Source organism: Marinomonas primoryensis, from assembly GCF_013372285.1.
GTDB lineage: Bacteria > Pseudomonadota > Gammaproteobacteria > Pseudomonadales > Marinomonadaceae > Marinomonas > Marinomonas primoryensis.
Genome location: NZ_CP054301.1, coordinates 1,174,773 through 1,187,247, shown reverse-complemented (window position 1 = coordinate 1,187,247; position 12,475 = coordinate 1,174,773). Strand labels below are relative to the sequence as shown.

The following is a 12,475-nucleotide window of genomic DNA, read 5'->3' as shown; positions in this document are numbered from 1 at the left end:
TGGATATTGTTACAGGTTTCAAATCGCAGCGCATAATATAAGAAACCGACCTATTTAATCGAGATATAATTATGTTTAAATCACTTGATAACTGGCTAGAGAACCGACGAATCAAGGCCATGGACTTCACGGTAGAGCAATGGGAGTCTGCGATTGCTGATTGGGCAGTGATGGAACGTTACAAAGGTAGTGAGCGCGACAATTTACGCGAAATGAGCTTTCACTTTCTAGCTCGTAAAGGTATTGCACCGGGCGGTGAATTTGAATTTACCGACGCGATGTGTCTTAAACTCGCCACTATGGCCTGTGTTCCTATTTTGCATCTTGGCTTGGATTGGTATGACCATTGCCAAACCATTATTTTGTACGAAGGGGATTTTATTGCCAATCACCCTTATCAAAGTGAAGATGGCGTTGTCCATGCCGAAGGTCGTGGTTTAAGCGGCGAAGCGTGGCAACGCGGACCATTGATTTTATCGTGGGAATCGATACTAGAAACAGGCGCTCACGCTCGTCATGGCAAAGCAAGCAACGTTGTCATTCACGAATTCGCCCATAAATTAGACATGCTTCGTGATGGCGCGAATGGCGCACCGCCTATGCACCCTGATATGAAACCGGGTGAGTGGCACGATATATTCACTGCAACATTCCAACGTTTTGAAAACGACTGGCAACGCAACAAACACCTACCACTTGATGAATACGCGTTAACTAACCCTGCCGAATTCTTCGCGGTGTGCAGCGAAACGTTCTTTGAATCCCCAACAATGATGAAGAAAAAAATGCCAGAGATTTACCGACTACTCTGTCAATTTTATCGACAAGAACCGGCTTGATTTTTTCGAGTTACAAATCCAACTCGAAGGTCGGCACAGAGTCCTCCAGTGCCTGCATAAAATCACGGATCAGTTCATGAATTTTCAGACACTCGGGTCGCTCCATACTGTCAGCTTTCGACCAAAGTGCGATGTCTCGTCTTGGCCCTAGTGGCCCTTCCACCTCAATCATCTGTTCAATGCCCACGTCGCCGGTCATTAAAGCCATTCGAGCAGGCAATCGAACCAGCATGTCAGTGGTATTTAACAAATGCAGCACCGAACGAATACTGCCAGTAAACGCCATACTAGCGGCCTTTAAACCAACTAACTCACTAGGACGATCTAAAAAACCCGCGTTCGCACCTGCCACCATCCAGTTTTGTTTTTCCAAAACGGCTTGAGACACACGTTTATGAGTGCCTAGAAGCATTGATTTTTTACCAACAAAAACACCAGAACGATCCCGAAACAATGATTGTCGATCCAATGTTCCTTGTTTAACGGAAAGGTGCGCTGGTGCCAATAGAAAGTCGAGCTCACCATTTTGCAATAACTCAATCTGAGCCGCCGCAGAGCCCGTACGAAAATGAAAAACATATCGCTTTTCTTTCATAAAATACGCGGTCATTTGCTCAACCGTCGCAAACTCCCAAAGCGGATCAATACCAATAACAAACTCATTATGATAGCCGCTATGAAACTGGCGAATAACCTCTTCGCCTTGCTCTGTTTCCGCCAAAATACGCTCACCAATTTGTGCCAGCCTTGCACCAATTTCTGTCGGCTCAACACCATAACGAGTTCGAATAAGTACTGGCGCACCAACTTTCATTTCCAGTAACTTAATGCTTCTGCTTAAAGTAGGTTGCGTCACATACAACTGCTCACAGGCTCGACTTAACGAGCCCTGTTTTACCACGATGGCAAGTTGTCTCAATAAATTAGGATTCATCTATGCATTTTCTATTAGTCTTGCGTTAAAAATCTATTTTTACTTATATCTAAAATTGATTAAAGTTTCTTTCAATCCAGATTACAAGTCACTGGCAATAATAAGAGGACAAAACAATGCAATTTTATCAAGATGGTTTTCACCCTGGCGACCCTAGAATTGCCGATCCGACGGATCGGATCATCGCGCCGCCATTAAAACTCCCGCTACCGTCTCAAGTGGATGTGATGATCGTTGGCTGCGGTCCTGCCGGACTCAACCTTGCGGCACAATTATCAAAATTTGGCCGTATCTCTACCTGTATTGTTGAACAAAAAGACGACCGCTTATTAGTAGGTCAAGCCGATGGCATTGCTTGCCGTACAATGGAAATGTTTGAAGCCTATGATTTTGCTGATCAAATCAAACAAGAAGCGTATTGGGTAAACGAAACCGCTTTTTGGAAACCGGACGCAGATCTGCCAGAACACATTGCTCGCAGTGGAAAAATCCAAGACGTCGAGGACGATTTATCTGAAATGCCGCACGTCATTATTAACCAAGCTCGTGTTCACGATGCGTTTCTTGATGTGATGAGTCATGGCCCTGGAAAAGTCGTGCCACACTACTCGCGTAAGTTACTTCACCTTGAAGTGGATCAACAAGCAACCGATTATCCAGTCACCTTAACCTTTGAGCGTTTGGACTCTCAGCACCTTGGCGTGATTGAAACAGTCAAAGCCAAATACGTGGTCGGATGCGATGGCGCTCGTAGCACGGTACGAAAATCCATTGGTCGTGAATTAGTCGGCGACTCGATCAATCAAGCGTGGGGCGTAATGGATGTACTGGCGACGACAGACTTTCCTGATATCCGTTTAAAATCCGCCATTCATTCTGCCAACGAAGGCAACATGCTGATCATTCCTCGCGAAGGCGGTTACATGGTGCGTTTGTACATTGAATTGGACAAACTAAACAATACTGAACGACTCTCCAAACAGTCGATCACGGCCGACTATTTAATCGCCGCCGCAAACCGTATTCTGCAACCTTACACCATCGACATAAAAGAGATTGCTTGGTGGAGTGTGTATGAAATTGGCCAGCGCTTAACGACAGCATTTGATGATGCCGAAGATGGTCGTCCGCCACGTGTTTTTCTCGCTGGCGATGCGTGCCACACGCACAGCCCAAAAGCGGGGCAAGGTCTAAACACCTCCGTCAATGACACTTGGAACTTAGGCTGGAAACTCGCCCACGTTTTAACCGGAAGAGCGAAGCCTGAGCTACTACAAAGTTATTCTTTTGAAAGACAAACTGTGGCTCAACAACTAATCGACTTTGATCGCGAATTTTCAAAAATGTTCAGTGCCAAACCTAAATCTGCGAGCAACCCTGACGGCATCGATCCGGCTGCATTTCAACAATACTTTGTGCAGTTTGGCCGCTTCACCGCTGGCACAGCGATTCACTACCCAGCATCGACGTTAGTAAAATCAGGAACGCATCAAAACCTTGCCTCAGGACAAACCATCGGCATGCGCTTTCATTCCGCAAAAGTAACCCGTCATGCAGATGCAAAACCCGTGCACCTTGGGCACAGCATGAAGGCAGATGGCCGATGGCACATTTTCGCCTTTGCTGGAAAAGAACGCTTCATGGGAACCGATTGCCAAGTAAAAGCTCTTTGTCAGTTTTTACAAAACAATCCCGCTTCCCCCCTACTACGTTTCACGCCAAAAGGTATGAATATTGACGCAATCATCAACCTACAAGCCGTCTTCCAAGAACCACATCGAGACATTGAAGTGGCCAATATCCATCCAGTTTTACAGCCATCAAAAGACCTTTACGGATTAAAAGACTATGAAAAAGTCTACAGCGCAAAGTCTGCAGAAGGTTGTTTCTATGAAAAACGCGGAGTCGATAAAGAAGAAGGCGGCATCATTATTGTTCGCCCCGATCAATATGTCGCCGAGGTCTTACCGTTACATGATTATCAAGGCGTGACGAATTTTTTTGAAAAGGTATTGATTGAGGCACTGTAAAAAAAATGGGAAATCCAGTAAGCCAACCCGTCGAGGCGATATAGAGTTCTCTCCCTAAGGTTTCTTCTCATTTGATAAATGAGAAGAAACCGTCAAATCGCATAACGTCCCAATCAATAAAGCACCTCGACACCATGCAAACACGACTGCGCCGTAGACTGTTCTTTTTATATCAAACTGATTTCGTCACACCACCGTCCACGCGAAGGCTTTGTCCAGTAATGTAACCAGCTTCATCCGACAATAGAAATGCTACTGTGTTAGCAATTTCTTCCGTCTTGCCGTAACGCCCCATTGGCACCATTTTTCGACGCTCCTCTACTTCAGTGAGGCTATCTATCCAACCAGGTAATACGTTATTCATACGCACATTTTGCGCAGAAAAATCGTCCACGAAAATTTTCATAAAACTGGCCAGACCCGCCCGAAAAACAGTGGAGGTTGGGAACATGGCGGTTGGCTCGTTAACCCAAGCCGTCGAAATATTCACGATACTACCGCCCCCTTGAGCCGCCATAATAGGGGCAACAAGACGAATCGGGCGAATCGCGCTTAACAAGTAAACTTCCATGCCTAAATGCCAATCATCGTCACTTATTTCAAGAATTGGCGCACGAGGGCCGTGTCCAGCAGAGTTTACCAGTGCATCAATGCGCCCCCATTTTTCCATCGTCAAATCCACCAAACGCTGCAAATCGTCATTAGACTGATTAGAGCCTGTGACTCCAATTCCCCCTAACTCTTTCGCCAAAGCTTCACCTTTTCCTGAAGATGATAAGATGGCGACACAATACCCTTCTTGCGCCAATTTACGTGCTGCCGCCGCTCCCATACCAGAACCACCGGCAATAATTAACGCCACTTTTTGATTTGTCATACATCACTCCCTTTATTTTTTTAGGGTTTCAGTATGGTGTATAAAAACAAGACTTTCGCGCGTTTAATAATCCACTTAGAATGTAGAAAAACTACTGGGTGATGATAATGACTATTTCACGAAGAAAGCTTCCGCCTCTCAATTCCCTACGTGCATTTGAAGTGTCTGGTAGAAGATTAAGTTTTCGCAATGCAGCGGAAGAACTTGGCGTCACTCAAGGCGCGGTTGCGCAACAAGTCAGAGCGTTAGAAGAACACCTAGGCCAAACCCTTTTTCAGCGACTGCCACGGGGGTTATCGTTAACAACGCAAGGAGCCGTCTTTTTAGCCGATATTACTCACGCATTCGATGTTATGAGCGAAGCTACCAACAACATACGATCTCGCCCAAAAATGGTCACTATCAGCGTCACCCCGACCTTCGCCGCGAAGATTTTGATCCCACGATTGGGAGAGCTCAACGCACTTTTGCCTGATATAGAGTTACGCACCGTCGCTACTGAGTCGGTGTCTGACTTCGATAGAGACCAAATTGATATTGCCGTACGCCTAACCAGTGCCCCCTTTCCACTAAACTTGGAAGCGGTACGGTTATTCCAGCAAGAGCTGATTGCTGTCGCTAGCCCGTCATTATTAATTAACCACTCACTCCCTCTTTCCTTTGAAAGCTTGAAGCAATTCCCCATTTTGCACGATGCCCATAATCAATGGCCTGCTTTTATTAAGACTGTCGAAAAACTCGCTGGGGCAACCTTCAACCAAACAACACTCGCGATTGATGCCGCACTGGCAGGGCAAGGTATTGCGCTAGTTTGTCGCGTATTTGTTGAAAAAGACATTCTGGCTGGACGACTCATACCCGTCTTTGAAAAAACTCAGATTGTTAAGCCTGATTATTTTTTAGTGCGTAAGCAAAGCCGTTCACCGCAACTTGGTGTCGATGCGGTTTGGAAGTGGTTCCAGCAAGAATTCACCCTATCTGAAGTGGAAGAATAACAAGAGTGTTAAGAACTCAAATGATGGAAAAATGACGTTTATATTTATAATCAATTAGCACCAGACTTTCATGAAAGTGATGCTTTACGTCCTCCTGTCTGTATCAGTATCACCCCGCCTAAAATTAATACTAAAGCCACCACGATTGAACTATTCATGTCTTCGCCAACAAACGCACCAATAATGACGGCCACTACAGGTGCTATGTAAGTAGCCCCTGATGCTTTTACCGACCCCAGTTTTTCAATAGCATAATAGTAAAGGAAAAAAGCGCCTCCCGTTCCTAAAACCCCAAGACCAATGACGACACCTAATACGGTTTTAAGATCAGAAGTAATGCTTGTGATGCCAGAAAAATCAGTCAAGATCAACAACGTCAACGATGCACACCCAGTCTGCCAAGTGGCCAAAGTCAAAGGTGGTAATTTCAACGGAGACAATTGACGTTGCGCATAAACAAACGAAACGCCAAGACTGGTCGTTCCAGCCAACATCCACATTACCCCAACAACATCAACACCCTCAGCGCCTTCCCATGGCCTAGCACTGACAACGATCCCTATAAAACCCATGATCACACCAATAAACATCTGTAATGTAGGCCGGTCTTTACGTAAAAATAGAAATGCAGAAATAAAGGTAAAAATCGGAATTGAACCGCTCAAAAGACCCGCCACACTGGTTGGTATTAAGGTTGTACCGGCTACGAACCCGTAATAATAGAAAGTCGTTGCGAGCACCGACATCACCGCAAAATGAAATAAATGCTTCAACTGACTGACTTTAAGTTGCTTGCTATACCACGCCACAACCAGCAGAGGAATAAAACCAAATATCACTCGTAACATCACCGTTTGCATAGGTGAAATCAGTGCTGTCGACCACTTCATAAATATAAAGTTCGACCCCCAAATCACACCAAGAAGTAACAGTGCTAGATAACATCTCAACATACTTGTATCCCATTGAAAACTCGTGAAACAGCGATAACCGGCCTATACCCGATCTTTGTTCCACTATATAGAGTCAATGAATGATTGGCGCACGCTTAAAAATCTTCAAGAAGATAGATTTTCTACACTCTCATTAAAAATATCGATCGATTTTCCTGTCGCTGAAATGCTTTTTTGCTCAGTTTTCAGCATCTTCAATTTCTGCGCGTACTCTTCCTCAGTCATATCGCGCCAGTATCTTGGGTTACGACTGTGCTCTTTGTCATACTCGATGGTAGTGGGATCACGTTGACGAGCGCCTTCTAAAATCATGATGTCAGGCAAGGGCTGGCTGATGTCCATATAACGCTGTGTCATATTCCAGAAACGTAAGTATTCATCCACCATGGCATTAGGGCCTAATAAAGTGCCTAGAGGTACACCAACAGAATAATTACTGTACCTATGAATTAGCGTTAAGGAATAGTTTAAAAAACCTTGGCGGGTGGGCGACGACAGCAGCACACAGTCAAATTCAATAAAAGGGTGCGTAAAATACGGCTTGTTGCGTTTGAATAACGTCACCATCCCCGTGGTGCGATTCATTTCAAACACCCGTTTACTTTGTAAAAAAGGCGCAAGATAATAGTGACCAGAATCCACCAATTTAAAATGACCTGAAATCAATAAGCAAGGCAAGGTACCATAAAGAGTCACTATTAAGAATGTCTCTGAATAACCATTGCTCCACCCAATATCATCAAACAATAAAAACATTAACAGAAAAAAATATAACAATGGCAAAAAGCCAATAAGACAGACCTTAGCCAAAGCCGCAATTACAAGATAAACTTGAGACCACCCAGAAAAAGATTCCGAACTAAGCGTCTTTTCATCCCAATACATCGGCTTTCCGTCAGACTCGTAGTCTGCTTCGTATTCGGCCATAACTTCAGGAGTCATATCGTCTATTGCAGAAATCGCAATAGCATCCGTTGTTTTGCTAAAATCAAACAGCTTCCCCTTGGTTATCATACGGCGTAAAAAGCCCTGTTCTTGACGCGGTTTCTGAGGCGGAAAATCGTCTGAGTCATAAGCCGTGTCTTGATATTGGCTGATGGTATTCTCCGGTGCTTTCGGATCATTTTGTCCACTTTTAGGCGTTTGGGAAACATCCATATCCATTAGTTCCATTGTCTACTTTTTCTTCTTTTTGACTGGATTAGCGGTATTCGGCCCTTTGAAGATATCGATTGGCTTGCCTGTTGCTGGGATGCTTTTTTGCTCGGTTTTCAGCATCTTTAATTTTTGCGCGTACTCCTCTTCCGTCATATCGCGCCAGTATCTCGGGTTACGGTTATGTTCTTTGTCATAAGCGATGGTGGTGGGGTCACGCTTACGAGCGTCTTCTAGAATCATGATGTCTGGCAAAGGCTGGCTGATGTCCATATAACGCTGTACCATATTCCAAAAACGTAAATATTCATCCACCATAGCATTTGGCCCCAATAAGCTGTCGAGTGGCACACCAACCGAGTAATTGCTGTAACGATGAATTAAGGTCAATGAATAATTTAAAAAACCTTGGCGGGTAGGAGACGACAACAACACACAGTCAAATTCAATAAAAGGATGCGTAAAATACGGCTTGTTGCGTTTGAATAACGTCACCATCCCCGTGGTGCGATTCATTTCAAACACCCGTTTACTTTGTAAAAAAGGCGCAAGATAATAGTGACCAGAATCCACCAATTTAAAATGACCTGAAATCAATAAGCAAGGTAGGACCGCGAAAAAGGCTGTACCCAGAAAAATATCTGACCAACCATCGTTCCAGCCAAAAACAACCCCCCCTTTACCAAAAAATAACCCGATTAAACAAAACACATAGAACAATGGCAAAAAGCCAATAAGACAGACCTTAGCCAAAGCCGCAATTACAAGATAAACTTGAGACCACCCAGAAAAAGATTCCGAACTAAGCGTCTTTTCATCCCAGTACATCGACTTTCCGTCAGACTCGTAGTCTGCTTCGTATTCGGCCATAACTTCGGGAGTCACATCGTCTATAGCGGAAACAGCAATAGCATCCGTTGTTTTGCTAAAACCAAACAGCTTCCCTTTGGTTATCATTCGACGTAAAAAGCCCTGCTCTACTCGGGCCTTCTGAGGTGAAAAATCGTCTGAGTTATAAGCCGTGTCTTGATATTGCCTGATGGTGTTATCCGGTCGTGCTTGCGAGTCGTCTTGTCCGCTTTTAGGCGTTTGAGAAAAATCCATATCCATCGGTTCCATTGTCTACTTTTTCTTATTTCGATTGTGCTTCTTGTTTACCGTGGTATTAGAAGCTTCGAAAATGTCGATCGGCTTGCCTGTCACGGGGGTGTTCTTCTGGGCTTTTTCGATCTCATCCATCTTTTGCTTAAATTCCTTATCTGTCATATCACGCCAGTACCTTGGGTTACGGTTATGCTCTTTGTCGTAAGCGATGGTGGTGGGGTCTCGTTGACGCGCAGGCTCCAATACTAAAATGTCTGGCAGCGGCTGGCTGATGTCCATGTAACGTTGCACCATGTTCCAAAATCGATGGTATTCAATCACTTTATGGTTGGCTCCCATGGAGCCGCTAATCGGCACGCCCACCGAATAATCACGGTAGCGATGAATTAAGGTTAACGAGTAATTTAAAAAACCTTGTTGGGTCGGTGACGACATCAGTACACAATCAAACTCGATAAAGGGATGAGTAAAGAAAGGCTTATTCTTTTTAAACAAAGTCACCATCCCCGTAGTGCGATTTAACTCAAACACTCGCTTGGCTCGCAGAAAAGGGGCAACAAAAAAACACCCTACATTAAGCAGAAGAAAATGAACGTAAATGATGAAACAGGGTAAAGTCCCGTACAGAGTAATGCCCATAAAAATATCAGCGTACCCATCGTTCCAACCCGCAACTACGCCACTTTTACCAATAAACAGCCCTAATAAAAAAATGGCATAACACAAAGGCAACAAGCCCATTAAACACATCTTAGCAATGCCAACTATTAAAAAATATAATTGAGACCAGCCACTTAAAGATTCTCCATTAAGGCTTATTTCATTCCAGTAGCTCTGTTTTGAACTTTTTCCTCCTTCGGTCACCTTAGAAGGCGTCAAATCATCCAACCCATAAATGGTGATGCTGTCTGTGGTTTTACTGAATGAGAAAGGTTTACCGCTGGTCATCATGCGGCGTAAGAAGCCCTGCTCTTGACGTGGTTTCTGAGTAGGAAAATCTTGTGAATTATAAGCCGTGTCTTGATATTGGCTAATGCTATTCTCCAGTCGTGCTTGCGGGTCATTTTGTCCGCTTTTAGGCGTTTGAGAAACATCCATATCCATCAGTTCCATTGTCTACTTTTTCTTATTACGGTTGCGCTTTTTACTTGCGGTGGAGTCCGGCCCTTTGAAAATATCGATTGGCTTACCTGTCGCTGGGGTGTTTTTCTGAGCTTTTTCGATCTCGTCCATTTTCTGCTTAAATTCGTCGTCTGTCATGTCGCGCCAGTATCTTGGGTTACGATTGTGCTCTTTGTCGTACGCGATGGTAGTGGGGTCGCGTTGACGTGCTGGCTCTAACACCAAAATGTCTGGCAGCGGTTGGCTGATGTCCATATAGCGTTGCACCATGTTCCAAAAACGAAGGTATTCAATCACTTTATGATTGGGTCCCATGGAACCGCTAATCGGCACGCCTACCGAATAATCATGGTAGCGATGAATTAAGGTTAACGAGTAATTTAAAAAACCTTGCTGAGTGGGTGACGACATCAGTACACAATCAAACTCGATAAAGGGATGAGTGAAAAAAGGCTTATTCTTTTTAAACAAAGTCACCATCCCTGTGGTGCGATTTAACTCAAATACTCGCTTGGCTCGCAGAAAAGGAGCAACAAAAACATACCCCGTATTTAATACGCGAGAGTGAAGGTGAATGATTAAACAGGGTAAGGTCGCATACAGAGTAATGCCAATAAATATATCATTCCAGCCATCATTCCAACCAAAAGTGACCCCCCCCCCTTACCCAAAAAAAGACCTATCAAGCAAATCACGTAAAACAAAGGCAATACAAACATTAAGCAAACATTGGCAATACCTCCTATTAAGACATACACCTGAGACCACCCACTTAATGACTCTCCAATTAGTTTCGTTTCAGTCCAATACATCGGCTTCGGACCTTTTTCTCCTTCTGCCATTTCTGAAGGTGTCAAATCATCCAGCCCATAAATAGTGATGCTATTTGTGGTGTGGCTGAACGAAAAAGGCTTGCCACTGGTCATCATACGGCGTAAAAAGCCCTGCTCTTGACGCGGTTTCTGAGGGGTAAAATCGTCTGAGTCATAAGCCGTATCTTTGTATTCACTTACAAAACGGTAATCTTGTGCTGCTTGCGAGTCGTTTTGTCTTTTGGTGGAGGCGTTAACAAAGGCCATGTATTCTATCCTTTACTGTCTAGCGCTTATGGCGCGGATTCGTTTCCCCTTAGAGCGAGATGTTTGTCACTCTAAGAAGTCGTATTTATTGTAACTCTGTCATGTTTGTTGATTAGTTGTCATGGTGATGGCTTGATTGACCCAAGACTTTTCATCCTCCGTAAAATACGGCGGATCAAAAATAGGGTCCTCGAAGGGCAACCGGCCCCATCCCAAATAAGATAGGCGCACTGGTGGTAAACAAGCTGGTAGCAAGCGTCGACATCACCGTTCCCACGGCCACCATCCCCATGTCTTATTTCGGTTGTGCTTCTTGCTTACTATGGCATTAGGGGCTTCGAAGATGTTGATCGATTTTCCTGTCGCTGGGGTGTTCTTCTGTACTTTTTCGATCTCGTCCATCTTTTTCGCAAACTCGTCGTCTGTCATGTCGCGCCAGTATCTTGAGTTACGGTTGTGTTCTTTGTCGTAAGTGATGGTAGTGGGGTCTCGTTGACGTGCTGGTTCTAAGACTAGAATGTCGGGCAGCGGCTGGCTGATGTCCATGTAGCGTTGCACCATGTTCCAAAAGCGATGGTATTCGATCACTTTATGATTGGCTCCCATGGAGCCACTAATTGGCACGCCCACCGAATAATCACGGTATCGATGAATTAAGGTTAACGAGTAATTTAAAAAGCCCTGCTGAGTCGGTGACGACATCAGTACACAATCAAACTCGATAAAGGGATGAGTGAAAAACGGCTGATTATTCTTAAACAAGGTCACCATGCCGGTAGTACGGTTTAACTCAAATATCCGGCTCGGGCGCAAAAACGGCGCTAAAAACATATAGCCCGCATGCAATAGCTTGTAGTGAAGGTAAATAAGCAAACAAGGTAAGGTCGCGTACAAAGTAATTCCCAGAAAAATATCTGCGTAGACAGCACTCCAAGCGTCCACTACCCCCCCCCTTATCAATAAATAACCCTAATAAAAAAACGGCATAACACAAAGGCAATGCCATAAATAGACAGCCATTAGTAATACTAACAACGATGGCATACACTTGAGACCAGCCCGTTAAGCCCTCTCCGTTGAGACTCTGTTCATCCCAATACACCTCCTGCTGCTTCGTGGCGGCTATTTTGGCCATTTCGGAAGGAGTAATCTTGTCCAGACCATAGACGGTAATGCTGTCCGTGGTTTGACTAAATGAAAAAGGCTTGCCGCTGGTCATCATGCGGCGTAAGAAGCCCTTTTCTTGGCGTGGCTTCTGAGGTGGAAAATCTTCTGAATGATAAGCCGTGTCTTGATATTCACTAATGGAACGATGACCTTCTCGGTCTTGCTGGTCGTCTTGTCGGCTTTTAGGCATTTGAGAAACATCCACATCCATCGGTTCCAT

Annotated in this window: 13 protein-coding genes; 3 read left to right on the top strand and 10 right to left on the bottom strand. The window is 44.6% G+C overall.

All coding sequences use genetic code 11. From position 1 onward, the window contains the following. Positions 1–71 precede the first annotated feature (71 nt). The gene (locus MP3633_RS05465) at positions 72–839 is read left to right on the top strand and encodes a M90 family metallopeptidase (RefSeq protein ID WP_176334776.1); all 768 of its coding nucleotides are present in this window, start codon (positions 72–74) and stop codon (positions 837–839) included. 10 nt (positions 840–849) lie between these two features. Here MP3633_RS05465 and MP3633_RS05460 read toward each other — a convergent pair whose 3' ends face one another. Next, a complete protein-coding gene (locus MP3633_RS05460) occupies positions 850–1,773 on the bottom strand; it encodes a LysR family transcriptional regulator (protein ID WP_112140046.1) in 924 nt (307 codons plus the stop codon). Between the two features lie 116 nt (positions 1,774–1,889). On the opposite strand from MP3633_RS05460, the gene MP3633_RS05455 reads away from it, so the two are divergent. Further along, complete coding sequence (locus MP3633_RS05455; RefSeq protein WP_176334775.1) at positions 1,890–3,803, top strand: FAD-binding monooxygenase; 1,914 nt, start codon at positions 1,890–1,892, stop codon at positions 3,801–3,803. A 172-nt stretch (positions 3,804–3,975) separates the two neighbouring features. Here MP3633_RS05455 and MP3633_RS05450 read toward each other — a convergent pair whose 3' ends face one another. Further along, positions 3,976–4,680, bottom strand: coding sequence for an SDR family oxidoreductase (locus tag MP3633_RS05450; RefSeq protein ID WP_176334774.1), 705 nt, complete (start codon positions 4,678–4,680; stop codon positions 3,976–3,978). 107 nt (positions 4,681–4,787) lie between these two features. Here MP3633_RS05450 and MP3633_RS05445 point away from each other — a divergent pair, with 107 nt between their 5' ends. Continuing rightward, the gene (locus MP3633_RS05445) at positions 4,788–5,675 is read left to right on the top strand and encodes a LysR substrate-binding domain-containing protein (protein ID WP_176334773.1); all 888 of its coding nucleotides are present in this window, start codon (positions 4,788–4,790) and stop codon (positions 5,673–5,675) included. Positions 5,676–5,743: 68 nt separating this feature from the next. On the opposite strand, the gene MP3633_RS05440 is transcribed toward MP3633_RS05445, so the two are convergent. The 8 genes from MP3633_RS05440 to MP3633_RS18960 all read right to left on the bottom strand — a co-directional run bounded on the left by MP3633_RS05440 (position 5,744) and on the right by MP3633_RS18960 (position 12,475). Then, positions 5,744–6,628 carry a DMT family transporter gene (locus tag MP3633_RS05440; RefSeq protein ID WP_176334772.1) on the bottom strand — a complete coding sequence of 295 codons (885 nt, stop codon included), beginning with the start codon at positions 6,626–6,628 and terminating at the stop codon, positions 5,744–5,746. A 105-nt stretch (positions 6,629–6,733) separates the two neighbouring features. Next, positions 6,734–7,786, bottom strand: coding sequence for a hypothetical protein (locus MP3633_RS05435; RefSeq protein WP_244959866.1), 1,053 nt, complete (start codon positions 7,784–7,786; stop codon positions 6,734–6,736). Between the two features lie 18 nt (positions 7,787–7,804). Further along, positions 7,805–8,887 (bottom strand): hypothetical protein, encoded by a 1,083-nt coding sequence (locus MP3633_RS05430; protein WP_244959864.1) that lies wholly within the window; start codon positions 8,885–8,887, stop codon positions 7,805–7,807. Between the two features lie 18 nt (positions 8,888–8,905). Beyond that, complete coding sequence (locus MP3633_RS05425; RefSeq protein WP_244959862.1) at positions 8,906–9,985, bottom strand: hypothetical protein; 1,080 nt, start codon at positions 9,983–9,985, stop codon at positions 8,906–8,908. 18 nt (positions 9,986–10,003) lie between these two features. Continuing rightward, positions 10,004–10,480 carry a hypothetical protein gene (locus MP3633_RS18975; RefSeq protein ID WP_244959860.1) on the bottom strand — a complete coding sequence of 159 codons (477 nt, stop codon included), beginning with the start codon at positions 10,478–10,480 and terminating at the stop codon, positions 10,004–10,006. Positions 10,481–10,587: 107 nt separating this feature from the next. After that, the gene (locus tag MP3633_RS18970; protein ID WP_244959859.1) at positions 10,588–11,088 is read right to left on the bottom strand and encodes a hypothetical protein; all 501 of its coding nucleotides are present in this window, start codon (positions 11,086–11,088) and stop codon (positions 10,588–10,590) included. A 264-nt stretch (positions 11,089–11,352) separates the two neighbouring features. Beyond that, a complete protein-coding gene (locus MP3633_RS18965; RefSeq protein WP_244959857.1) occupies positions 11,353–11,919 on the bottom strand; it encodes a hypothetical protein in 567 nt (188 codons plus the stop codon). Next, positions 11,879–12,475: a hypothetical protein gene (locus MP3633_RS18960; protein WP_244959855.1), complete on the bottom strand. Its 597-nt coding sequence runs from the start codon at positions 12,473–12,475 to the stop codon at positions 11,879–11,881. The genes MP3633_RS18965 and MP3633_RS18960 overlap by 41 nt, the downstream gene beginning before the upstream one ends.